Source organism: Thiomicrorhabdus sp., assembly GCF_963662555.1.
Lineage (GTDB): Bacteria > Pseudomonadota > Gammaproteobacteria > Thiomicrospirales > Thiomicrospiraceae > Thiomicrorhabdus.
Window position 1 is genome coordinate 2366952 of the sequence record NZ_OY759719.1, and the last position, 26229, is coordinate 2393180.

At 38.2% G+C, this 26229-nt stretch carries 24 protein-coding genes and 2 tRNA genes; 13 read left to right on the plus strand and 13 right to left on the minus strand.

Translation table 11 applies throughout. The features are described 5' to 3' along the window. Window positions 1-18: 18 nt before the first annotated feature. The 3 genes from panB to pcnB form a co-directional block, all read right to left on the minus strand. Complete coding sequence (panB, locus tag ACORJQ_RS10685; RefSeq protein WP_321324393.1) at window positions 19-810, minus strand: 3-methyl-2-oxobutanoate hydroxymethyltransferase; 792 nt, start codon at window positions 808-810, stop codon at window positions 19-21. Between the two features lie 124 nt (window positions 811-934). Continuing rightward, window positions 935-1420, minus strand: coding sequence for a 2-amino-4-hydroxy-6-hydroxymethyldihydropteridine diphosphokinase (gene folK, locus ACORJQ_RS10690; RefSeq protein WP_321324395.1), 486 nt, complete (start codon window positions 1418-1420; stop codon window positions 935-937). Between the two features lie 18 nt (window positions 1421-1438). Then, on the minus strand, window positions 1439-2896 hold the full coding sequence (pcnB, locus tag ACORJQ_RS10695) for a polynucleotide adenylyltransferase PcnB (RefSeq protein WP_321324397.1): 1458 nt from the start codon (window positions 2894-2896) through the stop codon (window positions 1439-1441). Window positions 2897-3055: 159 nt separating this feature from the next. Between pcnB and ACORJQ_RS10700 the strand changes: the two genes are divergently transcribed. From ACORJQ_RS10700 to trpS, 5 genes are all read left to right on the plus strand, one after another. After that, the gene (locus ACORJQ_RS10700) at window positions 3056-3658 is read left to right on the plus strand and encodes a TetR/AcrR family transcriptional regulator (protein ID WP_321324399.1); all 603 of its coding nucleotides are present in this window, start codon (window positions 3056-3058) and stop codon (window positions 3656-3658) included. Between the two features lie 65 nt (window positions 3659-3723). Then, a complete protein-coding gene (locus tag ACORJQ_RS10705) occupies window positions 3724-4140 on the plus strand; it encodes a hypothetical protein (RefSeq protein ID WP_321324401.1) in 417 nt (138 codons plus the stop codon). An 11-nt stretch (window positions 4141-4151) separates the two neighbouring features. After that, window positions 4152-5264, plus strand: a complete 1113-nt coding sequence (locus ACORJQ_RS10710; protein WP_321324403.1) for an MBL fold metallo-hydrolase — start codon at window positions 4152-4154, stop codon at window positions 5262-5264. Between the two features lie 183 nt (window positions 5265-5447). Beyond that, window positions 5448-5894 (plus strand): methyltransferase family protein, encoded by a 447-nt coding sequence (locus ACORJQ_RS10715; RefSeq protein WP_321324405.1) that lies wholly within the window; start codon window positions 5448-5450, stop codon window positions 5892-5894. A gap of 99 nt (window positions 5895-5993) precedes the next feature. Continuing rightward, the gene (gene trpS / locus ACORJQ_RS10720) at window positions 5994-7004 is read left to right on the plus strand and encodes a tryptophan--tRNA ligase (protein ID WP_321324407.1); all 1011 of its coding nucleotides are present in this window, start codon (window positions 5994-5996) and stop codon (window positions 7002-7004) included. Window positions 7005-7143: 139 nt separating this feature from the next. On the opposite strand, the gene ACORJQ_RS10725 is transcribed toward trpS, so the two are convergent. The 9 genes from ACORJQ_RS10725 to ACORJQ_RS10765 form a co-directional block, all read right to left on the minus strand. Further along, the gene (locus ACORJQ_RS10725; RefSeq protein ID WP_321324409.1) at window positions 7144-7962 is read right to left on the minus strand and encodes an amidohydrolase family protein; all 819 of its coding nucleotides are present in this window, start codon (window positions 7960-7962) and stop codon (window positions 7144-7146) included. 218 nt (window positions 7963-8180) lie between these two features. Continuing rightward, window positions 8181-8257, minus strand: a tRNA-Arg gene (locus tag ACORJQ_RS10730). 79 nt (window positions 8258-8336) lie between these two features. Further along, window positions 8337-8429: transfer RNA gene (locus tag ACORJQ_RS10735), tRNA-Ser, on the minus strand. Between the two features lie 196 nt (window positions 8430-8625). Further along, complete coding sequence (gene csrA / locus ACORJQ_RS10740; protein ID WP_321324411.1) at window positions 8626-8826, minus strand: carbon storage regulator CsrA; 201 nt, start codon at window positions 8824-8826, stop codon at window positions 8626-8628. A gap of 207 nt (window positions 8827-9033) precedes the next feature. Continuing rightward, the gene (locus tag ACORJQ_RS10745; RefSeq protein WP_321324413.1) at window positions 9034-10260 is read right to left on the minus strand and encodes an aspartate kinase; all 1227 of its coding nucleotides are present in this window, start codon (window positions 10258-10260) and stop codon (window positions 9034-9036) included. Window positions 10261-10312: 52 nt separating this feature from the next. Then, window positions 10313-12904, minus strand: coding sequence for an alanine--tRNA ligase (gene alaS, locus ACORJQ_RS10750; protein ID WP_321324414.1), 2592 nt, complete (start codon window positions 12902-12904; stop codon window positions 10313-10315). A 77-nt stretch (window positions 12905-12981) separates the two neighbouring features. Continuing rightward, entirely contained in the window at window positions 12982-13599 is a 618-nt protein-coding gene (locus tag ACORJQ_RS10755) for a regulatory protein RecX (RefSeq protein ID WP_321324416.1), read from the minus strand. 38 nt (window positions 13600-13637) lie between these two features. After that, window positions 13638-14666, minus strand: coding sequence for a recombinase RecA (recA, locus tag ACORJQ_RS10760; protein ID WP_321324418.1), 1029 nt, complete (start codon window positions 14664-14666; stop codon window positions 13638-13640). Window positions 14667-15183: 517 nt separating this feature from the next. Beyond that, window positions 15184-15666 (minus strand): CinA family protein, encoded by a 483-nt coding sequence (locus tag ACORJQ_RS10765; RefSeq protein ID WP_321324420.1) that lies wholly within the window; start codon window positions 15664-15666, stop codon window positions 15184-15186. Window positions 15667-15833: 167 nt separating this feature from the next. Here ACORJQ_RS10765 and mutS point away from each other — a divergent pair, with 167 nt between their 5' ends. Next, window positions 15834-18458 (plus strand): DNA mismatch repair protein MutS, encoded by a 2625-nt coding sequence (mutS, locus tag ACORJQ_RS10770; RefSeq protein ID WP_321324422.1) that lies wholly within the window; start codon window positions 15834-15836, stop codon window positions 18456-18458. 13 nt (window positions 18459-18471) lie between these two features. Here the strand turns inward: mutS and ACORJQ_RS10775 are convergent, their stop codons facing one another. Next, complete coding sequence (locus tag ACORJQ_RS10775; protein WP_321324424.1) at window positions 18472-20613, minus strand: diguanylate cyclase; 2142 nt, start codon at window positions 20611-20613, stop codon at window positions 18472-18474. A gap of 198 nt (window positions 20614-20811) precedes the next feature. On the opposite strand from ACORJQ_RS10775, the gene ACORJQ_RS10780 reads away from it, so the two are divergent. The 7 genes from ACORJQ_RS10780 (at window position 20812) to ACORJQ_RS10810 (ending at window position 26115) form a co-directional block, all read left to right on the plus strand. Further along, window positions 20812-21678, plus strand: a complete 867-nt coding sequence (locus ACORJQ_RS10780; RefSeq protein WP_321324426.1) for a tetratricopeptide repeat protein — start codon at window positions 20812-20814, stop codon at window positions 21676-21678. A 56-nt stretch (window positions 21679-21734) separates the two neighbouring features. Beyond that, window positions 21735-22286: a cytochrome b gene (locus ACORJQ_RS10785; RefSeq protein ID WP_321324427.1), complete on the plus strand. Its 552-nt coding sequence runs from the start codon at window positions 21735-21737 to the stop codon at window positions 22284-22286. A 15-nt stretch (window positions 22287-22301) separates the two neighbouring features. Further along, window positions 22302-23156, plus strand: coding sequence for a DUF5718 family protein (locus ACORJQ_RS10790; protein ID WP_321324429.1), 855 nt, complete (start codon window positions 22302-22304; stop codon window positions 23154-23156). Window positions 23157-23185: 29 nt separating this feature from the next. Beyond that, window positions 23186-23743 (plus strand): DUF1415 domain-containing protein, encoded by a 558-nt coding sequence (locus ACORJQ_RS10795; RefSeq protein WP_321324431.1) that lies wholly within the window; start codon window positions 23186-23188, stop codon window positions 23741-23743. Window positions 23744-24597: 854 nt separating this feature from the next. Further along, entirely contained in the window at window positions 24598-25059 is a 462-nt protein-coding gene (locus tag ACORJQ_RS10800) for an RDD family protein (RefSeq protein WP_321324434.1), read from the plus strand. Window positions 25060-25174: 115 nt separating this feature from the next. Continuing rightward, entirely contained in the window at window positions 25175-25627 is a 453-nt protein-coding gene (locus tag ACORJQ_RS10805) for a hypothetical protein (protein WP_321324436.1), read from the plus strand. 86 nt (window positions 25628-25713) lie between these two features. Next, window positions 25714-26115 (plus strand): hypothetical protein, encoded by a 402-nt coding sequence (locus ACORJQ_RS10810; protein WP_321324438.1) that lies wholly within the window; start codon window positions 25714-25716, stop codon window positions 26113-26115. Window positions 26116-26229 lie beyond the last annotated feature (114 nt).

A 26229-nucleotide genomic window follows, 5' to 3' on the forward strand; every position in this document is an offset into this window, starting at 1 on the left:
TCTAGCGGCTAATACTATTTAGCCGACTAAATACTCTTGTGAAGGAAACTCTGCATTTTTTACCTCGCGGACATAACTAGCTAAAGCCTCTTGAATAGAGTCGGCTTGTTCCATAAAGTTTTTAGAAAACTTTGGTGTGTTACCCACGGTAATACCTAAAATATCATTCAAAACCAATACTTGACCACTCGTATACAGACCTGAACCAATTCCTATAACAGGAATCGACAAAGCCTCAGTAATTTCTTTTGCTAATGATTGTGGCACACACTCAAGTACTAACATATCCATACCAGCTTCTTGAAGCTGCAATGCCTCTTTACGCAAACGCTCTGCAGAAGAATCATCTTTACCTTGCACTTTATAACCGTGTTTTTCTACTGACTGAGGCAAAAGACCAAGATGCCCACAAACAGGAACACCAATTTCAGACAAAGCAGATACCGCATTAATGACTCGATTTCCACCTTCTAGTTTTACCATATTTGCCCCCGCCTCTTTCATTAGACGGGCGGCACTTTTAAGGGTTTGCTCTACAGTGGTATCAGACATAAACGGTAAATCAGCAATACACCAGGCCTGGTGATTTCCTCTCTGAACCATTTTTGTGTGATAAACCATGTCATCTAAAGTAACGGGTAAAGTTGTTGTATGCCCTTGCACAACCATGCCTAAAGAGTCACCCACCAAAATTACCTCTACACCAGCTTGAGAAACCCAATGGGAAAAGCTTGCATCATACGCAGTTAAACACGCAATTTTGTTACCTTCTTGATGCATTTTTTTTAGTTTGGAAAGAGTGATTGACATATTGATTCCTAAAATGAAAAGCCCAACTATTGTCTTATAGTAAATTTTGATATGCAGGCTTAAACAGGTTATTTTTGAATATAGATATTATATTGAATTTATAGTTGCCTGATAAAAAATCAGACTAATTAAGAGTCATAAGATAAGACTCATCAAGATTATCTAACAAATCTGTAACTAAACCTTTACCAGGAATGACCAGGCCTGGAGAAATTTCTGCTAGTGGTACCAGAACAAAATCTCGTAAAGCAATTTGAGAATGCGGCACGATTAAAGTCTCGGTTTCAATGAGTTGCTCGCCATAAAGCAAGATATCTAAATCAATCACTCGCTCACCCCAATGACGTTTTTTTATTCGCCCTTGTTCTTGCTCTATTTTTTGCAATGAAAGCAACAATTCTTGAGGCGATAATTCAGATTGGATTTTACATACTGCATTTACAAAATCTGGTTGATCTTGCGGGCCCAAAGGTTTTGAACCATAAAAAGAGGAACACTGATCGAGGTGAGTTTTAGGCAATACCGAAATAGATTTTAAAGCTTTTTTTAATTGCTCAACTGGGTTAGCAAGGTTGCTACCCAGTCCAAGATAAATAGTATTGTTAGACATTAACAAACCAATTTCAGGTTAGCTTTTTGATTCAGCAGACTGACTGCGTTTTCTGTAAAAATTACGATTACGACGAACACGTTTTTTGCGTTGTGGTTTTTCAACTGAATTGGCAAAAGCCACTTGTTCAACCGGGTCTTTTTCTTGATAAGTTGTCCACCAGTCAAATATTGATTGAACTTCAGATTCACCAGCAGCCACCCTAACACCTAAGAAATCATAAGCCGCTCTAAAACGTGGATGCTCCATCAATTTCTGTGCTCGATCACCATGACGTTTAGGCAAACGGTGTTGTAAATTCCAGATATCTCGCATTTGAGCCGTAAAACGTTTAGGAATTGCAGTACGTTTAATTTGTTGTTCAATCACATCATTAGCGGCGGCAAAAAAAGCATCCTGATGAGCAAACCCTTCATCTAAAAAGAACTGTTTACGCTTTAACATTGGCTCCCAAAGCATTGCTGAAAACAAAAACGCTGGATTAACCGACTTGCCTTCTTGAATACGACTATCGGTACTTTTAAGAGCTTCAATCACCAACATTCTCGGAAAGCCGTCTTTCTCTTCAGACAGAACTTGTTCGGTCAATGGAAATAGATGGTCAAACATATTGTAGTGGCGTAGCTTTTCAAAAACTTCTACCGCAACACCACTATGAAAGAGTTTTAATACCTCTTCAAACATACGTGCATTAGAAACATCTTGCAAAAGTGGCGCTAGTTTTACAATCGGCTTTTCAGTTTTTTTCTCTATGTTAAAACCAAGTTTTGAAGCAAATCGAATTGCACGAATCATACGTACAGGGTCTTCACGATAGCGTGTTTCCGGATCACCAATTAAGCGAAGTTGGCCTTTTTTAATATCCTCTAAGCCATTTACGTAATCTGTAATAGAAAAGGTTTTAATATCATAATATAGAGCGTTTACAGTAAAGTCTCTACGCCAAACATCTTCTTCAATTGTGCCGTAAACGTTATCTCTAAGTAAACGCCCACTATCATCAACTTGTCTAGCTGGGCCTGATGCTTTTCCATTTCGACCAAAACGATCTTTACGACCATCTCCATCACCCTGGCCTCTAAAGGTGGCTACTTCAATCACCATACGTCCAAAACGTACATGAGCTAAGCGAAATCTACGACCTATTAAGCGACAACGTTGTTTAAAAACCGTTTTTACCTGATCTGGCTCTGCACTCGTTACCACATCAAAATCTTTAGGCTCAAGACCTAGAAGTAAGTCACGTACGCAACCGCCAACTAAATAACCCTCATAACCTCCACGTTTAAGACCATATAAAACATCCAAGGCGGCTTTATCAATTTGCGAGCGAGAAATGCCATGCTCTTGACGTTTTACAATAACAGGTGAATTCTTTCCTATTGAATCGTGTTTAGGAAGGGCTTTTGACCTTGAAAAAAAGGCACTGATTTTACGAATAATTCGTTGCATATAGGGATATAAATTTGTGTTCAAAGAATAGGGTTTCATTTTAGCGTGTTTTAGAGATACTGCAATGAATTCAATTGATTTTTAGCATATTAGCTCAGATTAACTGAACTTTATTGCTTAATTAGAATATCTATTCTAGAATAAGCATTCTAAATCTAAAGCCTGTTATCAAAAAGAGTTATGATGCAAACCTTTCTAATCAACGAAAACTTGTCTAAAACCCAAATTAAAATTTTACACAGTGCATTAGTGTTATTTGTAGAAAAAGGTTTTTTCAACACCTCTATTCCTGAGATAGTAAAACATTCAAAAATCAGTACTGGCTCTATTTATCATGCGTTTAAGGATAAGCAAACCATTGCTGAAACACTGATGCAAACTTTACTAAGCCAAATCACCCGAGAACAACAAAATATTCTCAGAGAATACTCTTCCAGTTGGGACCGTTTTTATACTCTTTCTAAATGGATGATTGACACGGCTGAATTACATCCTGAGGTAATGCAATTTATTTTAACGGCTCGTCACAAAGAGTTTATGCCACAGATTCCGCCCATTTGCTCTTCTCAACCGTTCTTAACATTACGTGACGTTATCTCTCAAGGCATGGAAGAAGGCAGCTTGGTAAAAATGGACGTTATGGTTGCTAGTGCTAGCACTTTTGGTGGCGTATTACGTTTAGTACAACTTGGTTTAGACAATATGCTAGAACGCCCATTACCAAGCTATCTTGATGAAATTACAACCACTTGCTGGCGAAGCATTGCCATTGAAAAAATTGAATAATTTTAAAAAAACCTATAAACAACCTACTTGAGTCATACCAAGTTACTAACCATAAAGAGCATAAAATGTTTACATCAAAATTTAATTTAATCTGGGTCTACTGGGCCATTACTGATTTACTATTAATTGCAGGAGTTACTATTGAACCTCAAGCACTTATGTGGGCGATAATTTTTAATGTTATTCAAGTCATTCACTTTTTTTGGTTAACACCAAAAATATCAAACTTTGCAGTACAAGTTAGATTAGCGTATTTACTTTTATTGATAATGGCTATGTATCCACCACTGTATTTTATTTTCTACCTTCAAATTATTGGTACAACAGCAATGGTCTTGTTGAACTATTGTTTTTTAGCCCGATTTATGTCGCTGATGCCTTGGAACACCACCCAGGCTTATAGCATTCAATCTATTGTTAACACTTTTTTCTCTAAACCTGTAAAAGGCAGTGTTCAGCAGTCAAAACACCCCGTGCACTAAAGGAGTTCGTCATGAAACAAACAATACTTTATAGTTCAATAATTTTCGCTTTATTTGGGGCTACCGCATCTCAAGCTCAAACTCAAGATCCTTATAGTGAGAGCTTTGCTCATTACGCAAAAGAGATGCAGGCATTTCCTGGTGATGACACTATCTCTCAAAGTGTTAAAGCCTATGAAAAAGAAGTGATTAAAACTCAGGCAAAAAAAGGCTATATAGGCAAAAAAATAACTCTACCCAAACCAATAAAAGTCGCTGACGGTGTCTACACTATTGTGGGCAGTATGATTTGGCACAACCCAAGTAATTTTGGTTTAAACAACAACCTTACCTTTATTGAATTTGAAGATGGCGTGTTTGTTTTTAATGCTGGGCCAAACCCAGCAGTGGCACATGCTTTTCATCAAGTGATTAAAAAATACACCAATAAACCTGTGAAATGGCTCGCTGTAGAAAACAGCCAAGGTCACGCTTATTTGGGTGCGAGTTACTGGGTTGCTCAAGGGGTAAAAAACCTCTATTCGCACAGTGTTGCTAATGAAGACTTTCATAATGGGTTCAGTAAGATTAGAAACAGCTGGGGCAACCGCGTAGGCCATGAAATTACTGATTCTGCAGTTGACGTATCTGATAAATTCACCACCTTTGATGACAAAATGACCGTTGATGTTGGTGGCGGAGAAAAGGTTGAAATAATGAATTTTGGTGCAGGTCACACTCCTGGCTCAACCATTGTCTATCTACCTAAGCGAAACATTGTTTTACCTGGTGACTTAGCTTACAACCAACGTATGATTGCTCTGTTTTCCTATACCGACACACAAAAATGGGTGACAACCTTTGAAAAGTTTATGAAAGCCATGCCTAAGGATGTTTTAGTTATTCCTGGTCACGGTGCACCCACCAATATGCAAAAAGTTAAAGAAGATACTTATGATTACCTTAAGTATATGCAAAAAGAAGTTAAAGCCGTTATTGATGCAGGTGGTTCTCTTGAAGATCTAGACAAAATAGATCAATCAGCATATAAAGACCGCCCTGTTTTTGAACAAACTCATAAAAACAATGCCGTGCACATTTACAAAGAGTTTATGAACGAAGATTTAGGGGAAAGTAATGAGTAATGGTTTAACCACCAAAAATTAAGACTCTAAATTCATTTTTCATCAATAATAAAAGCCTCAATAGATATAATCTAACGAGGCTTTATTTTTAAGTAGCCAAAATTACACCTCAACTATTTAATTTCAACTAATTAAATAATCAAACCAACAATTAAACAATCCAAATTAAAAAGAGTAAAAAGCATGACAACAATGAAACATCCTGCAGTTTCTTTTAGTTTAGTTACCTTACAATTTGGCTTAATCGCGCTTTTATTGTTGCAACTCCCCCTTAGCCTAAATACTTTTGTGTTAATAGTAGAAGCCATTGCGGTCTTTATTGGCTTATGGGCAGTTCAAGCCATGCATCTTGGCCACTTTAATATTGTGCCAGACCCGATGCCAGACATTGAACTGGTAACAGACGGGCCATATCGTTTTATTCGCCATCCAATGTATTTTTCAATTGTGTTGTTTTTCTTACCACTCGTGATTTTAGATTTAAGCTGGATTGGGCTATCGCTTTTTGGTGCTCTATTTATCACGTTATTTATTAAACTCACCTATGAAGAGTCTTTATTAATCGAAAAACTCCCCCACTACCAAATTTATCAGGAACGCACTAAAAAAATAATTCCTTTTATATTATAAATATTTGGCTCGCAATCCCCTTTCGTCGCTAGTCTTTAGACCTAGAAAATGCGAAAATATTGCCCTATTAAAAATAGCTAAAACAAAGATAAGACTCCTATGACAAACTCAAAACCTATTTTATTCAGTGGTATTCAGCCTTCTGGCGATTTAATGATTGGTAACTATATCGGTTCAATCAAAAACTGGGTAACCATGCAAGATGATTACGACTGCCTGTTTTCTTTGGTTAACATGCACGCCATCACCGTTGATCAAGACCCAAAAGAACTCTATAACCGTAGTTTAGATTTTGTCTCTCTTTATCTTGCTTCTGGAATTGATCCAGATAAAAGCAAAGTTTTTATCCAATCACATGTACCAGAACACGCAGAATTAGCTTGGGTATTAAACTGCTCAACCTATATGGGTGAACTGAACCGTATGACGCAGTTTAAAGACAAGTCAGCAAAACATTCACAAAACATCAACGTTGGTTTGTTTGATTACCCAGTGTTAATGGCGGCAGATATTTTGTTATACCAAACAGAGATGGTTCCAGTTGGTGCAGACCAAAAGCAGCACTTAGAACTTACTCGTGATTTAGCTACTCGTTACAACAATCGTTTTGATAAAGAGATTTTTAAAATTCCAGAGCCATTTATTCCACCAACTACATCAGGTGGGCGCATTATGAGCCTTCAAGACCCAATGTCAAAAATGTCAAAGTCAGATGAAAACAAAAGTAACTTTATTGCACTGCTTGATGACCCAAAAACCATTATTAAAAAGTTCAAAAAAGCTACGACCGATTCGGGTTCAGAAATTTATTATGATTTAGAAAATAAACCGGGTGTATCTAACCTATTAACCATTTATTCAGTGATTAGTGGTAAACCAATTAGTGAAGTAGAAAAGCATTTTGAAGGCAAAATGTATGGACACCTAAAAGTTGAATTGGGTGAGTTGGTTGTGGAGTATTTAGAACCCATGCAAAAGCGTTTTCACGAAATTCGTAGCGAAGAAACCGAACTACGCAACATCTTATCAAAAGGTGCAGAACAAGCTCGTGAACAAGCTCAAAAAACACTTAAAACTGTACATGAAGCCATTGGATTTGTTCTTCCTTAAGCATTCCGTAACTTCATAGTTTTTTATACTAAAAGGCCCCAAATCTTTGGGGCCTTTTAGTTTCAATTGGAATTTACTAGGCCTGGTAAACCCTGTTGCCTTAACATACCCTATGAGCATAGGATAAAATCAATTAACCTTAATTATCATGGGTTTTAACCAATAAGTCATAGGCATTATCATAAGCCAGTTTTTTAGACACCTCTGGCGGCAAATCTGCTAACCAGCTATGAATATCGTTAACGACAGAATCAAATGTATTCCAACGGTTAACACTAAAAGTATCTACCGCCACCATAAAACGGTCTTGATAATCAATAAACAGCTGTTGCCACTCTTTAGACAAACCACCATTTTCTAATAACTGTTTATCACGTACAGAAGTATCAATATATAAGTTGTTTGGGTGTTTTTTTAATACCGCTCTTAAAGCTTCGGGTTCAGGATCTGTTCCCATATGAGCCCACAGTATTTTTATATTTGGTGCTTGAGAAAAGATTTCATCAATAATGACTGAATCACTATGTACCTGCAACATTAAATTACGTTCAACGGCCATTTGCACAATCTGTTTTAAAACAGGGCTTTTGCGGTCTTTGGCAAATATATGAAACTCACCTAAACCTCTATAAATACCACTTTGCAAAGCCTGCTCAACACGAGGAATAACCGATTCATCCCACATCCAATCACGCTTATCACCTAACGTTTTATATAAACCTAAAAACGGAATAATACGCTTAGGTGCATATTTATATAATGCTTCAGTTCCATCATTAGGAGTGCTTGAAACCAAGGCATATTCAATCTTATTACGATCAAATATCTCAATAATCTGTTTTGGCGAATATTGCTTTGCATCCTCTCCACCGTAATGAAGATGACTATCAAACAGTGGCTGCCCTGCATGGACTACAGATGTAAAAATTAATAGCGTGGCAAACAGTAAAGCTTTCATTAAGACACCTTTTTTAAGCGATTTAAATGAACCCAATTTAAAATTACCAGGCCTGGTAAAAATGTTTTGAATTAAATTTTATTCATCACGTTTATACATGACTTCTTAAATATAGAGTTTAGCAAATTTACAAAGGAAACTTAAAATCGAGACAGGCAGAAAAATTGTAGATAATAAAAAAGGCCTGTAATAATTTCTTATTACAAGCCTTTAAAATATGGTGCGCCCGAAGGGAGTCGAACCCCTAACCGCTCGGTTCGTAGCCGAGTACTCTATCCAATTGAGCTACGGGCGCCTTGTTTGTTGAGGCGTATTATAGAGAGAATTTGCTAAGAGTCAACTCTTTATTAATACTAAATTTCAACGGTTAGAAATGGCGGAGACGGAGGGATTCGAACCCTCGATAGAGCTACAAACCCTATACTCCCTTAGCAGGGGAGCGCCTTCAGCCTCTCGGCCACGTCTCCAATTTCTGGAGCGTATAATACAAGGTTAAGGCTTTGTTGTAAACGTTGATTTGGCTTTTTTTAGTTTTATTTGAACAACAATATGAATTTAAACAGCAAAAGTTTACTTAACTATATGATTGAGCTTGATATAGTAGATTGGCAGAGTATCGATTAGTAGAGTGTGTAGAAGTGAAATAATTATAATGAATTGCAATTATGCATGAGCTTTATCTTTATTTTGGATAACAGGTTTAATCTCTTGGAGCTTTAGTAATAATTCTTCTCTATGAATAGAGACCTCTGAAGGAGCTTCAATCCCTACGCGCACTTGACCACCTTTAACAGATAAGATTGTTAACTTGATATCATCACCGATAACCAGAGATTCATTTTCCTTGCGAGTTAAAACCAACATCGCTTATTCCTAAAAATAAAGCTATTCGAATATTTAGTATAATTTCTTTTATTAGCTACGCATAATTAGTTATGCTTATAAAAACATATTAATAATAGTTAATACATTGAACGTATGGCATACTCCATTTGCTTTATTTTGGATACAAAAAAGCCTGCAATTGCAGGCTTTTTTGAGGTCAGAATTTTAATAATTACTTATCTAAAATTACTTATCTAATTCAAACGCTTCATGTAATGATTGAACCCCTAACTCTAGGTTTGGTTCGTCAATCACGACAGAGATTTTAATCTCAGTCGTACCAATCATTTGAATATTGATATTGTTATCAGCCAAAGTTTTAAACATTTTACTGGCAATACCTGCGTGAGACTTCATGCCCACACCTACCATTGATATTTTAACGATAGTGTCATCAGAAATTACTTCACGAGCACCCAACTTCAAAGAAATACCTTGTAAGATTTCTAATGCGGCATCCATATCATTACGGCTAACGGTAAAGGTAAAGTCCGTTGTACCATCTACACCCTGGTTTTGAATAATCATATCAATTTCAATATTAACATCAGATATAGGCCCAAGAATCTGATAAGCCACGCCTGGTTTATCTGGCACACCTAAAATCATCAACTTTGCCTCATCTCGGCTAAACGCAATCCCTGAAATGAGTGGCTTTTCCATATCATTATCCTTAAATTTATCTTCTGTGGTAATTAGAGTACCGCCACCTTCTTTCATTGACGACAATACTCTTAGAGGTACATTGTATTTACTGGCAAACTCTACTGAACGAATCTGTAGTACCTTAGCTCCCAAACTTGCTAGTTCAAGCATTTCATCATAGGTCACTCTGTCTAGACGTTTGGCATTTGGTACTACACGAGGATCAGTAGTATAAACACCATCAACATCGGTATAAATCTGGCACTCATCAGCGTTTAAAGCAGCCGCTAAAGCCACTGCTGTGGTATCTGAACCACCACGACCTAAGGTTGTAATATCCCCATCAAAAGACACACCTTGAAAACCAGCTACCACCACAACCTTACCTTGCCCTATTTGGGCTAAAATTTTAGTGCCATCAATTTTTTCAATTCGTGCTTTTGAATATGAGTCATCTGTTTGAATAGGTACTTGCCAACCTGTGTAAGAAACTGCAGGGCAATCCAATTCTTGAAGAGCCATACTCAATAACGCAATAGTGACCTGTTCACCCGTTGTTAACAATACATCCATCTCTCTTTTAGATGGGCGATCTTGCATCTCTTTAGCTAACGCAGTTAAACGATTAGTTTCACCACTCATGGCTGATACAGCCACTACAACTTGATGACCTTCGCTAACGGTTTTAGCGACTTGTTTGGCGACATGTTGAATACGTTCTACGTTTCCAACTGAAGTTCCGCCAAATTTTTGAACGATTAATGCCATTTTTTATCTTTACTTAATTAAAAGAGCCATTGACTCTGCGGTTTTAATAATATTATTTTGACTCTGCCCAGGCCTGTACAGAAGCTAATGCTTCTGCAAGCTTACTTGGATCTTTACCGCCAGCTTGTGCCATATCTGGACGTCCACCACCTTTACCGCCAACTTGTTGTGCAACATGGTTAACAAGCTCTCCCGCTTTAAAGGTACTGGTTGCTTCTTTAGAAACACCAGCAACTAAAGACACTTTTTCACCATCTACTGCTGCCAATACAATTGCGGCTGGTGCTAACTTGTCTTTTAACTTATCAAGCGTTTCACGAAGTGTATTGACATCTGCACCCTCTAGTTGAGCCGCTAGAATATTTACATCACCAACTTTTACAGCTTGATTTGCTAAATCGTCACCTTGTGACGAGGCCATTTTTGATTGCAACTGCTTAAACTGTTTTTCTAGCTCTTTATGGTCGGCAACCAATTGAGCTACTTTTGTTTCAACTTGGTTTTTATCAGATTTAACCGAAGCCGCTACATTTAATAACGTTTTGTCATCTTCATAAATCGCTGCCCATGCACCCTCACCGGTTACTGCTTCAATACGGCGAACACCAGAGGCAATACCTGTTTCAGAAAGTAATCTAAACGGGCCAATTTGACCGGTAGAACAAACATGAGTTCCACCACAAAGCTCTACCGAGAAGTCACCCATATCAACCACACGAACAACATCACCGTATTTCTCGCCAAACAGTGCCATAGCACCTTTCTCTTTAGCCGATTCAATGTCCATCTCATTGGTGCCAACAGGATTGTTAAGCATAATGTTTTTGTTAACCAGCTTTTCAACTTCAAGTAACTGCTCTGGTTTAATTGGCTCAAAGTGTGAGAAGTCAAAACGTAAACGATCTGGAGTAACTAAAGACCCTTTTTGCTGTACATGCGTACCTAAAACCGTTCTTAAAGCGGCATGCAATAAATGTGTTGCAGAGTGATTACGCTCTGATGAACGACGACCATCAACATCAATTTGAGCGTGTAAAACTTGACCTACAGAAACCGAGCCTGCAGTCACTTTACCCATATGCAAAAACGTTTTGCTTTGCTTTTGGCAGCTATCAATATGGAAACTGTTCATTCCTTCAGTCAAACTACCAGCATCACCAACTTGACCACCAGATTCAGCATAAAAAGGGGTTTTATCTAGAATAACAACGGCTTCAGTTCCCTCTGCAATAGAGTCAACGGAAGTGCCATCCACAAAAATCGCCATGACTTTAGCATCGGCATCATCATGAGTGTAACCAATAAACTGCGTTTCACCAGAGTAATCAATTTTACCTGCAGACTGTGCCGCAAAATTACTTGCAGAACGTGCACGTTCACGCTGAGCTTCCATTGACTTTTCAAAACCAGCTTCATCAACAGTTAAGCCTTTTTCACGGGCAACATCAGCAGTTAAATCTAACGGGAAGCCATAAGTGTCATAAAGCTTAAACGCTATCTCACCATCAATCGATTTGCCCTGCATAGTCGAGATATACTCTTCTAATAACTTCATACCGTTTTCAAGTGTTTCTGCAAAACGCTCTTCTTCTAATTTCAGCGCACGCTCAACATTAGCCTGCTCTTTGACTAGCTCCGGATAAGCTTCACCCATCTGTTCAACCAAAACAGGGACTAACTTATAGAAGAATGCATCGTTCATACCTAACTTATAACCATGACGAATGGCTCGACGAATAATACGACGCAATACATAACCACGCCCTTCATTTGAAGGTAAAACTCCATCCACAATCGTAAAAGCACAAGAACGAATATGGTCGGCGATAACACGTAATGAGTTATTGGTTAAATCGGTTTGGTTTGTCAGTTTAGCGGCTTGTTTCACAATCGCTTGGAACAAATCAATATCGTAGTTATTGTGAACATTCTGCATAACAGCAGCTAAACGCTCTAACCCCATACCAGTGTCCACTGAAGGTTTTGGTAAAGGCGTTAAAGTACCGTCTGCGGCACGGTCAAATTGCATGAAAACCAAGTTCCAGATTTCAATATAACGGTCACCATCTTCATCTGGCGAACCAGGAGGTCCTCCCGCTACATCTGCACCGTGATCATAAAAGATTTCTGTACAAGGTCCACAAGGGCCCGTGTCCCCCATTTGCCAAAAATTATCTTTAGCACCACAACGTGAGAAACGCTCAGAACTAATACCCATCTCTTTTAACCAGATGTCTGCAGTTTCATCATCTTCTTCAAATACGGTTACCCAGAGTTTTTCCTCTGGAAGCTTTAGCTCCTTGGTCAAAAAATCCCAAGCAAACTTAATCGCTTCTTTTTTGAAGTAATCACCAAAACTGAAGTTACCTAGCATTTCAAAGAAAGTGTGATGACGTGCAGTATAACCAACGTTTTCAAGGTCATTGTGTTTACCACCGGCACGAATACAACGCTGTACACTCGTAGCACGTGTGTAATCACGCTGTTCTTGACCAAGAAACGTCTCTTTAAACTGAACCATTCCGGCGTTGGTGAATAGCAACGTAGGATCGTTACCAGGCACTACTGGACTTGAATGAATCGCAGTATGATTTTGCTTAACGAAATAATCTAGAAAAGCTTTTCTGAGTTCGGCACTCGTCATAGTGAAAATAACCTTAAATATTATGAATTCTGTTTAATACTAACTATTTATATTGTGAGTTCTTTTGACAAAGTTCCTCAACGGAACGCTTTCCAAATCGTACTCTGAGCAAAACCACGGCTTTGTAAAAAACGCATGCGTCTTGCCTGTTCTTTTTGTTCTGTTGGCTTTTTACAGCTACCATATTTTTTTTCTAGCGCTTGCTGAGCAAGTTCTGCCCAATCCGATTCATCCCAATCTAAAGCGGCTGAAATTAAATCGTTGTTGTAACAAGCTTGTTGTAATTTTTGTCTGATTTTTTGCGGGCCATGCCCTTTATCAACATAATTCCGAACAGCTTGTTCAACATAACGCTCATCACTTTGCCAATTATTTTCTTGGCAAAGTGTTAACACATCAGTCACCAATAAATTTACCAGGCCTGGTTGTTCTGCATAATCTGCCAACAACTCAGAAGTTTCTGGAAATTTAGCTAATAACTTCTGTTTTAACTCTTTAGAGCCATGCTCACGCATCGCCAATAATGCAACGGCTTTGGCTTCAATTTTTTTAGCAAGCTCAGCAGTGCTTTTATCCTCTGAAGATAGAGGTAAAAATTCAGCTTTTTCAATAGCAGAACGCGGACTAGGCTCAATCCCTAAATCCGCTCCTGATTTCATGGCTAACTCTGCTAAAAACTCTTCTGCATTTTTCAAGGTGTGTTTAAACCCCAATGAAGCATTTGATTAATAACTTACTCAGCCGCTTCTTCAGCATCAGCCTTAACTTTTGGCTGTGGCATTGTCGCTATCTTAATTTTATCCATTAATTCTGCGGCAATCTCTGGGTTATCAATTAAGTACTGACGTACATTATCTTTACCCTGACCAATTTTTGCGCCGTTGTAGGCATACCAAGAACCAGATTTTTCAATCAACTTCTCTTTAACACCTAAGTCAATAATCTCACCTTCACGGGAGATACCTTGACCATAAAGAATATCAAATTCAACTTGTTTAAATGGCGGAGAAACTTTGTTTTTAACCACTTTAACTCGAGTTTCATTCCCTAAGATTTCATCGCCTTTTTTGATAGCACCAATACGGCGAATATCTAAACGAACTGACGCATAAAATTTAAGTGCATTACCACCCGTTGTGGTTTCAGGGTTACCAAACATAACACCAATTTTCATACGAATCTGGTTGATAAAAATAACCAGTGTATTAGTACGCTTAATATTTGCCGTTAACTTACGTAACGCTTGAGACATTAAACGAGCTTGAAGACCCATATGAGAGTCACCCATATCACCTTCAATTTCTGCTTTAGGTGTTAAAGCGGCAACCGAGTCAACCACCACAACATCTACCGCACCAGAACGTACTAAAGAATCGGTAATTTCTAACGCTTGCTCACCTGTATCTGGCTGAGAAACCAATAAGTTATCAACATCAACGCCAAGTTTTTCAGCATAGATTGGATCCAAAGCGTGCTCTGCATCAATAAACGCCGCTGTTCCACCTGCTTTTTGCATCTCGGCAATTACGTGTAAAGTTAATGTGGTTTTACCTGATGATTCTGGACCATAAATTTCAACAACACGTCCTTTTGGCAAACCGCCTATACCCAACGCCATATCTAGCCCTAAAGAACCAGTCGAAACTGCTTCAATATCACGTGGTACAGTGCTGTCGCCCATACGCATAATTGAACCTTTACCAAATTGCTTCTCAATTTGGCCTAGTGCAGCGGCTAATGCTTTTTGCTTATTCTCATCCATTTAGTGCTTTTCCTTTTTGGTTTCGGCGTTGGATATAACGTATCTCTTGCTTTAGTTCTTAATGCTTATGTTTTTAGTTCACGTTAAAAAGCCGTTCTTAACTAATTTTTTTAAAGTGACTACTAAAGATTTTGTAGCAACCTAATGAAAAATCTTTGCATTTTCATTTTAAAAAAACAGACTTTCTACTTTGCAATAAAAAACCCTTGCTTGCCAAACATCCGTTTTTGAAATAAGCAACACTCATCTAAAAACAAAATAGTTGGTCAAAACAAAGGTTTAGCATGTATTTATACAATGTTAGCGTGGGAGTATATACAAGCTTACTCAACCAATCAGCTTAAAAACATTACCATTATTACCAAGGCAATCTTGAACTCTAAATTATCCCATAATTTAATCATAAATCCTAGTCAAACAAATGCTATAGCACTAGATAATTTCAGGTTTTTAACTAGGCTAAATTAACCAAATTTAAAACTTAGCTCTATTTACCAGATATTTAAGAGAGCAACCCTTAATTAAGCAACCTCAAAATCCCTTCTAAAGCCGCTTCTGTTGTTTGTTCTCGAACCGCTTCTCGGTCTCCATCAAAATTAAATTGTTGTGAAACCACTTCGGTCTGCCCCTGCACAGCCCATGCTAGCCAAACAGTACCAACAGGCTTATCTACTGAGCCACCACCCGGGCCAGCAATACCACTACAAGCCACACTCACATTGGCATGTGATTGTTGCAAAGCACCTAACACCATTTCTTCAACGCACTGCTGGCTAACTGCACCAGATTTTTGCAAGGTTGATTCATTAACACCCAACATTTCAGTTTTAGATTCATAACTATAGGTAATATAAGCTCGGTCAAACCACGCGGTACTACCACCAATTGAAGTTAAGGCTTCTGCTATCATGCCGCCGGTACAAGATTCGGCCGTTACCACCATTGCACCATGCTCAATTAATCTCTGCCCCACTTGAGATACCAATAACTCAAACTTCACGTAACTCTCTCCTAATCGCTAAAAAAACCGTCTTAAATTTCTAAAAACAATAAGACAATTTTTATCCTGCTCATCACAATGCACTTGCATAGATTATTAATAAGCCATAGCATACCTCTTTTTAATCGCTATTAAAATTCTTAAAAGACAAGCTCCAAGAATCGACTATGACAAAATCCTCACACACACCAATGATGCAGCAGTTCTTGGCAATTAAAGAACAACACCCAAATCATCTTCTGTTTTATAGAATGGGGGATTTTTATGAGCTGTTTTTTGATGATGCAAAAAAGGCTTCAGAACTATTGGAGATTACCCTCACTGCACGCGGCAAATCTGGTGGTGAGCCAATCCCTATGGCAGGTATTCCACATCATTCTGCTGAGGGTTATTTAGCCAAACTGGTTAAATTAGGTGAGTCAATCGCGATTTGTGAACAAGTTGGAGACCCTGCAACCAGCAAAGGCCCAGTTGAGCGTAAAGTGGTCAGAGTCATTACCCCAGGCACGCTGGTTGAAGAGGCTTTGCTTGAAGACCGACACGAAAACTTACTGGTTACCATCACTCAACAAGACCAACACTATGGTATTGCTTATTTAGAAGTTTCTAGCGGACGATTTGAAACTGCTCAACTCGATTCTTTAAACCAATTATTGTCAGAAGTAGAGCGTTTAAAGCCCTCTGAACTGTTAGTGCCAGATGATGATCTATTTAGAGAACAATTACCTGAAAGCCTACTGAAAAGACCAGGCCTGGTAAGATACCCTAGTTGGCATTTTGATGTTGCTAGTTGCCGTAAACGCCTAATCACCCATTTTCAAACACAAGACTTAGTCGCCTATGGCTGCGAAAAAAACAATGCTTCAATTAGTGCATCGGGCGTCATTTTGCACTATGCCCAAAGTATGTTGCAAAGTGACTTAAGCTATATTTCAAGCCTTCATAGTTATCAAACTACCGATACCTTGGTACTCGATGCAATTAGCCGCCGCAATTTAGAAATTGATACCAATTTAAGCGGTGGCAGCAACAATACCCTAGCGGCAATTTTAGATAATACCGCCACGGCAATGGGTAGTCGTCTATTAAAACGTTGGCTTAATCAGCCACTTAGAAATCGTGAGATAATTAATCAGCGTTTAGATGCCATTGACACCATCATTACTAATCATAAAGACGACGAACTTCGCCAAACGTTAAAACACGTTGGCGATATGGAGCGAATTTTAAGCCGTGTTGCATTACGCTCTGCCCGCCCTCGTGATTGCTTACATATTGGCCGTACCTTAAATGCTTTACCAGAGTTTCAAACTCAATTAGCAGATTTAAACGATTCAACAAAACTGACTGAACTCGCTCATCAAATGAGCACCTTTCCAGAGTTATCTGAGCTATTAGACAAAGCAATTATTGATAACCCTCCTATGCTGATTAGAGATGGTGGTGTGATTGCCAAAGGTTATGATGCCGAGTTGGATGAACTGCGCAATTTAAAAAATGAAGCAGGTGATTATCTATTAGCATTAGAAAAACGTGAACGTGAACGCACGGGGATTCAGGGATTAAAAGTCGGTTATAACCGAGTACACGGTTACTACATTGAAATCAGCAAACTGCATAGTGAGCAAGTACCTGCTGACTATATACGCCGTCAAACCTTAAAAGGCCAAGAACGCTATATTATTCCTGAACTTAAAACCTTTGAAGACAAGATTTTAAGTGCCGGCGAAAAAGCACTATCACGTGAAAAATGGTTATACCAGGAACTTCTTGAAACCTTAAACACTGAGCTTGTAAAACTGCAAAGCTGTGCAAATGCTCTTGCCGAACTCGATGTATTAGTTAACCTTGCACAACAAGCAGTACGTTTAAATTTAACTCGTCCTGTTTTAACCAATTCACCAGGCCTGGTAATTGAACAAGGTCGCCATTTAACGGTTGAAGCCGTTTCAACAGAACCGTTTATTCCAAACGACGCCCTCTTTAATGAAGACCGACAACTGCATATTATCACTGGGCCAAATATGGGCGGTAAATCCACCTATATGCGTCAAACTGCGTTAATTACCTTAATGGCATTTATGGGAAGTTATGTGCCAGCCGATAAAGCTGAGCTTGGGCCAATTGACCGAATCTTTACTCGTATTGGGGCTTCAGATGACCTGACTTCTGGGCGTTCTACCTTTATGGTTGAGATGACAGAAACCGCTAATATATTGCATCACGCTAGCGAAAACTCGCTGATATTAATGGATGAAGTCGGTAGAGGAACCTCTACTTTTGATGGTTTAGCGTTAGCTTGGGCCATTGCAGAGCACATAGCCCAAAACGTTAAAGGCTACTGTTTATTTGCCACCCATTATTTTGAATTAACCAGCCTTGCCGAACAATTTACAAACACCATTAATGTACATTTAGATGCCATTGAACACCAAGACAGTATTGTATTTTTACACCAGGTGCAAGATGGTCCTGCTTCACAAAGTTATGGTTTACAAGTTGCCGCTTTGGCAGGTGTTCCACAAAACGTTATTCAACTAGCTCAACAACATCTAGTGCAGTTAGAAAATCAAGCAGCGAGTCAAAAGTCGGCATCACCGTCATTGCAGTCAGCAAGCAGCCAAAATAATAAAGCCGCTGAACCTATTCAACAATTTGATATGTTTAGTTATCAGGCTAACCCAGCATTAGAACAAATTGAGCAGCTACTGCAAGAAGTGGATCCCAATGAGTTAACGCCCAGAATGGCTTTAGATAAGGTCTATCAACTTAAAGCACTGTTAAAAAAATAAAATGACTAATAACTTAGTCACTCGAACTAACTTCAAGCAGATACTCATGCTCTCGATCTGACATCGCTCTGGCGATACCAAATAGTCCGATGATTTGGCCATTTTGATCTTTAATTGGATATTTGCGATTATCTACCCAGCCTTTATTACCCTCATCATCTAAGGTTGGCTGGTACTCTTGAGCCACTTCGACCTCACCACTAAAAACCTGTTTTTCAAGTTTAAAATACTTATCGGCATATTCTCTTGGAAAGACATCATAATCGGTTTTACCGACCAACTCAGCTCGGTCTTGTACTTTTGTCAGTTTCACTAACGTTTTACTTGCCGCGGTAAAGACATGGTAGCGGTCTTTAAAGTAAATGTAGTCGTTAGTATTTTCTAACATTGCATGAAAATTAAAGACCAATAAGGAATCTCCAAATGCAGAATGAATACTTTGACTCTCAAACAACTCTAGCTTAAGCGAACCTAACGAACCTTGAACTTTACCTGGTTCAAAATAGACTTCTAAACTAGTAATTTTTACATCTCCAACAACATTTAAAATTCTAAAAGAAGATTGCCATAAAAGTGTCTGAAATTTATATTTTTGACTTAATTCAGCCAATTCCAAACCGGTTTCGGCAAACTTTGTAACTACGTCAAAATCATCAGGGTGTAAAAACTCTCTTATACAATGCTCTCCATCAATTAACCTGCTCGCTTGAACCCCCATTAACTCCAAAACGTTTTCACTTACTTCACAAGGCTTAATACAGCCATCCGTGTTTTTAAGTCTGCGGGTATTATCAAGTTCCCTAAAACTATTCGCATCAAAACGAATAAAGACAGAATTACCTTTTTTATGGTGAGCATCTTCCATAACTTGTATAGTGCTTCTCTCACAAAAAGTGACTCGGTTACGGCCTATGGCTTTACTATGATAAAGAGCATCGTCAGCCATCTTATAGATGGATTTAAAATTTTGAACCGAACCTAAATCAGAGTGATAAACACCAATACTAATGGTTTTTTTAATTTCAAAATTACGATATTTAAATATATGTTTTTCAAATGTTTGGCGGATCTCTTCAGCTTTGCCTTTTGCTTCATCTAAAGAGATGCTTTCAAACAAAATAACAAACTCTTCCCCACCTGCTCTATAAATTAAATCCGTTTGACGAACTGATTTAATTAACATTTGAGCACACTCTTTTAATACAAAATCTCCAGCTTCGTGACCATAATCATCATTTACTGACTTAAACCAGTCAACATCAATCATTAAGACCGCAAATGGAGTGCTATATTTTTTGTGCAGTTCAACAATTCGCTCAACATTTTGCTCTAGGTTCAATCGATTTTGTAGTCCAGTTAAAGCATCATGCGAAGCCAAATCTTCTAATCTTTGATTTGCACGTTCTAACTTTAATGTTCGTAACTCTACTTGGTATTCAAGCTCACGCTTATTTCCACTATGCTTATTAGCAAACTCTGTGATTCTACGAACCAATGGCTGAAAAATAAAAAGCGCTTCAAACAACAGAACAATAATGGTCAACAACCAAACAAGCATTTCTACCGTCTTAAGAGATGCGAGTTTATTCTCACCCTCTTTTTGATATATTTTGACGGCTTTATCAAGCTCTGGTAAAAGCAAAAGCGACAGTTGACTTAAGTGAGCAATTTTTTCAATCCCTTGACCAACAACAACCTCTTTATTCAACTTTTGAGCTAAAGCTAAAAAATTATCAACCTCTTTTGCAAGTTGGGCTGAACCAAAATACAGCTCATTTAATTCAGGTGACAAAACACTATTACCATGGCTTAAAAAGTTACCCGTACTCAACTGATGATTAGCCGCACCCATCTCACTAATATTTCTTTTTAAACGATTACTAAAAATAATTAACTCTTTGTTTAAATCATAATCAGAATTATTGGTCATCTTTTCACGTACGGCCTTAATTCGATAAACATCTAAAACAATAGCTTGGCTAAGCATACGTTGTTTACCTGAAATATTAACCAAATAGGCAGAATTATCTGAACCTTTAATGGCCGTTATCAGGCCAGTAAACGCAAGAGTAGAAAGCAATGCGATTAAAAATAAAGCCAAGACATAACGTCTTATTAAATTTTTACGTAGTCCAACTACATCTAGCATGGTCATAAAACGCCTTTTGACTTTAAAATTAATAAAAAGAAAATATGTCTTAATTTTACCCCATTAGCATTCCAAGTAATAAAACTGATTAATTATTGTTTACTCAATGATGGAAAGCTTAACTTTATCAAGCTGTTTTTTGCACTATAATGCACCCTATTAATAAGGTTCAACTCATTCAAACACGCTTAAAGGACACCATCAATGCAAGAAGCGATGATTGTTGATATTACGTTAAACAATGTTCAAGAAATGGTTATGCAGAACTCAAAACGTTTACCCGTTTTGCTAAATTTTTGGTCACCGCTAAATGAGCAGAGTAAATTAGCCAACACCATTTTAGAAAAGCTGGCACAGGAATTTGCTGGTAAATTCATTCTCGCCAAAATCAATGCCGCTCAACAAACTGACTTAGCCCAAAAACTTGGTTCGCCAAATATTCCGTTTTACAAACTGATTCAAAACGGTGACATCGTTACCGAATACGAAGGCCTATTATCTGAAGATGCCTATCGTTCTATGCTCAATAATTATATTAAAGACGAGCCTTCTGAAGTCATGCGTAAACAAGCTAACGAAGCCTTTGCAAATGGTGAATTTGACCAAGCAGTACAACTATTAGGTGAAGCGGCAAAACTCAATGCTAATAACTATAAAATTCATTTAGATTTAGTTCAGATGTATTTACATACCGGGCATTTAGATAACGCTAAAAATCTCTTTTACAAACTACCTGAAGAAGCTCAAAAAGACCCAAAAGGCAAAGAGTTGGACGGCATTTTGTATTTCTCAGATGCCATTGCAAACTCGCCAGACATTCAAACCCTTCAAGACACTTTAGCCAAAAACCCAAATGACTGCACCGCTCTACATTTTTTAGCAGGCTTTTTAATGCTAAACGGTCAAGCAGAAAATGCTCTACAAACTTTACTAAAACTTTTTAGTATAGATAGAGGCTTTGAAGAATGTTTGCCGCAAAAATCTCTCATAAAAGCCTTTGAAATGCTTTCGGCAAAAGCACCTGAATTGGTTACAATATATCGTCGAAAGTTCCAAAGCCTTTTATATTAAACATTTGCTTAACCACATTATTAAAACAATCAAAAACTACAAAATGGATACTCAAAATGCTAAAAAACAGTGAACAAAATTATGGACTAGTAACACGTGCCAACCACTGGCTTAGTGCCTTTCTATTTATTGGCTTAATAGCTCTTGGTTTATATATGAGCGACCTAGAAAAAAGCCCAGAAAAATTTGAATTGTATGATTTACATAAATCATTAGGTATTGGCCTATTTATGCTTATGATGCTGAGATTAATATGGCTAAAAGTTAGCGCAAACCCTCCGCAACTTTCTAAAAATAAATTTGAACATATCCTAGGGCACGCAGTAAAAGGCATCCTATATCTAGCCATGATTTTAATGCCTATCTCAGGTTGGGTCATGTCTAATTCTGGCGGTCATGAAGTGGCATTTTTTAACTTATTCACCTTACCAAATATCGTAGCCGAAAATCACGATCTTCATGAATTTGCTGAAGAGTTTCATGAAATTACGGGTAAAGTGATGATTGCCGTGATTTTGCTTCATATCGCAGGAGCTCTTAAACATCACTTAGTTTATAAAGATGCCACTTTATTACGCATGTTAGGCAAAAACAAACAAGACAAATAATTACTAAGAGTTCCCATGAGTTACTATCATATTGATAAAAACACCCTAAAAAACCTAGTTGGCTTTGGTGTAGCCGGCAACTTTGCAGGCCACCTAGAACAAGCGGGAGAAACACCCGATTTTGTTAATGTTAAAACTGCTTCAAGTCATGCTCCAAAAGGGCTGTTTCCCTATTATGTAACAGGGTCAGACAAACAGGTTGGTCAATACCCTCTGTCGTCCACAGAGATTCACTACCCTAAAAACCTAGAAGATAATGCTCACCTACAAGCAGAGCCTGAAGTGAGCATACTGTTTGATGTAAGTTATGATGAAGGCAAAATCATTCAACTAACCCCAAAAGCCTTTACCGCTTTTAATGACTGCTCTATTCGTAAACCAGGTGCCAAAAAGATCAGTGATAAAAAAAATTGGGGAGCTTCAACCAAAGGAATCTCAGAAGACTTTATTGAGTTAAATAGCTTTAAACCTAGTTGTGAATTAGACACCTTTCATATCGCTTCATTCCTAAAACGTGATGGCTTAATTCACGCTTATGGCAAAGACAGCTCAGTACTAACCTACTCTTACTTTCACGAACAGCTAAATGACTGGATGATTGAAAGGCTTAATAACCAACAAGACTTTGGCCCTTTAGAAAACCTTCATCAAATTTTGAAACAAGCCTCTTATCCGCAAAGTATTATGATTAGTTTAGGAGCTACCGCCTACACAGAGTTTGGAGAAAAGGTATTTTTACAACCTGGCGATGAACTCACCATCTATGTTTACGATGCATCACAAAACAGTGCCGAAAATGTTTTTGCCCACCTAATCGGCGAGCAAGACCAACTCATTAACAGCTCTATTCTTAAACAAACCATTGTTTAATTTTTCCAAAAAGCACCACAGGAACCCACATGACTAACCAAACAAACGAGCATATTCTTAACAGTGTTAATCAATGGTTAGATCAAGTGGTAATTGGCCTTAATCTATGCCCGTTTGCCTCTAAACCTTTTAGAGACAAACAAATTCGCCTATCTATTTCACAAAGTACCAGTGATGCCAACTTACTAGAAGATCTGCAAACCGAGCTCAATTTACTAGCTGAAAGCAAACCGGAAAACATTGAAACCACTTTGTTAATTGTGCCCAATATGCTGGGCGATTTTTACGACTACAATGATTTTTTAGAATACGTTGATGCTCTAATTGAAGACAACGAGTGGGAAGGAATCTTTCAAGTTGCCACTTTTCACCCAAACTATCAATTTGGAGGCACCGAACCAGAAGATGCCGAAAACCTAACCAACCGAGCACCCTATCCAATCTTGCATTTATTACGTGAAGAAAGCCTAGAAAAAGCCATTCAACACTACCCAAACCCAGAGCTAATACCAGAACACAATATTGAAACCGTCTGTGGTCTGAGCCAAGAACAAAAAATCGCTTTATTTCCGTATCTATTTAAATAAATTACCCTATGCTCACAATGAATGGTCGGCCACTGGGCATACCAGGGCTTTATACCCCCTTTCGGGGTGTGGTGAATTTGTAAGTTTGAATACTTTTCTTATCTATTGAGAAGCCTTTATAAATATCTATATCTCTTCAATTTTAACTATTAGGCTTCCCCTCCCTTTCTTTGTTTGCCCAAAGAAAGGAAGCAAAGAAAAGGCACCCTGCTGACACAATCTATTTCACTAAGCTTGTCTGCTGAGATTCCCATAACTCGCTATGCTCAGACAATGGAAATCTTTAAACGCATCCTACGCTAAGTGAAATCACGATTGCTTACAGAAGGGAGGCTTTTTCTACGTTAATTCCGCATTTCTATCTTATGCATATTCTTGTGCTGAAACTTTTTACTCTGTGCTTACAAAGCATAGATTGCCTCAGGGCATGCCAGGCCTGGTAAGTTACCGTTTATATAAGTAAAGCCAACCACAAACGCCAAGATTCCCCTTGGAATAAATTGTGCAGAGTTCTTAACGAAGTGAACGTTTAAAAAACGCTGCTGTTAGAGCGTAGCTTGCGGAGCGAGTTCAGCGTTTTCAGTGAATGAGTTTTAGAACTTGCCAATTTATGGAGCGGGGTGCCCTTGTTGGCTTACCTTATTGGGCAAGCAATAAGGTAAGGGGAAGCCTAAATGACAATTTCAAAGGTATATAGATATTTAAAAAGGCTTCTCAATAGCTAAGTCGAATCAAACCTTAAAATCAACCTACCAGGCCTGGTAAATAATCTTACTTTCTCAATCATAATAAAAACTGATTACGTATTTATCCACACTCCGATAGAATCAATCATTCATTATCAAAGGATACAAATGATGAATAATCTTGAATACGCTGGTTTTTGGATTCGGGTTGGTGCTTCACTTATCGACACACTGATTCTTTTATTAGTCACCACCCCTATACTATTAATGATTTACGGTGATAATTATTGGACAAGCGAATCAATCCTTATGGGTACTTGGGATTTTATTATTAGCTATATTTTCCCAGCTATCGCGGTGATTGTATTTTGGACATACAAATCCGCCACCCCAGGAAAAATGGCTTTAAAACTCACGATTCTTGATGCCAATACAGGGCAAAAGCCAAGTACAAGCCAATTTATTATTCGCTATTTAGGGTATTTTGTTTCAACCATTCCACTATGTTTAGGTTTGATTTGGGTAGGAATCGATAAACGCAAACAAGGCTGGCACGACAAAATGGCAGGCACTGTGGTAGTAAGAAATACCGCGATTGAACCTGTTGAGTTTGAACAAAAACAAGACTAGAAAAATCAAGATAAAAAACAGATAAAACGGCATTTTTATATACTGATTCAAAAACGTAATATCATGATATTAGGATGTGTAATTATAGTTATGCAATGCCGCACAGGAGGCCGAAGTGTCAGAAAACCTTGAGCTAGAAATGGGTAAGCTGTTCAAAGCTTCTCAGGAAAAGTATATTTATTTCCTCCTGGCGGCTGCTGCCTCAGCCATTGGTTTTGCGATGACTCAATCAAAAGTTGAGCCTTTGGGCTTTATCCACATTCCACTCGGTTTTGCTATTGGCTTATGGGCCATAAGTTTCGTTGCGGGATTGCGTGTAGTGGAGTATGCAGCGAGCGTCACTTTTCAAAATCAGAACTATTTGGCGTTCAAGCGTGAGCTGAGTTCATATCAAGGCGGAAATGCAACTGAAATAATTAGCCTGTTCAAATCTCGACTAAATGAAACTGTAAAGCAGCAGCAGAAAAGGATGAAGTTCTATGGAGAGTTACAGAGCTGGTCTTTGCTCCTTGGCGGTTTGGCCTATATTGTTTGGCATGGTGCGAGGATGTGGGCCCTGAATGCATAACAAACACATCAAAAATAGAGCTCTACTTCGTTTTGCTAGGCGTCGCTGACGCAGCAGTCTTTATGTAAGGTTAGGAATTATAAAGAATGAGCATCCTATTACTCAAAGCAACCGGATTATGGCTTGTGATTGTTATTGCTGCCATATTAAATGGAATATTTCATGAGTCAGTACTGGTTCCGACCATAGGGGCTAATTTTGCTTTGCCTTTAAGCGGTATATTGTTATCTATTTTGGTTTTTATAATCACATTTGCTTTTATCTCATTCTTCGACTCAACCGAACCCAAGGTATACATTTGGATTGGTCTATTTTGGGTATTGCTTACGTTATCCTTTGAGTTTCTATTTGGGCATTATGTAATCGGAAATACCTGGCTGGAAATACTCCAGGTATTTAATATCATGAAAGGAGACTTATTTCTTTTGGTGCTTTTTGTTAGTGCAGTTTCACCGTGGCTAGCGGCTAAAGTACGTGGCATGATTTGAGTGAAGTTATTCAAATTTACCAGGCCTGGTATGTCCTGTGGCAAATTATATATTGTGAGCATAGGGTAAATTTATTTAAGGTTTTAAACACCGATATCCCCCCTGCTTTCCTAT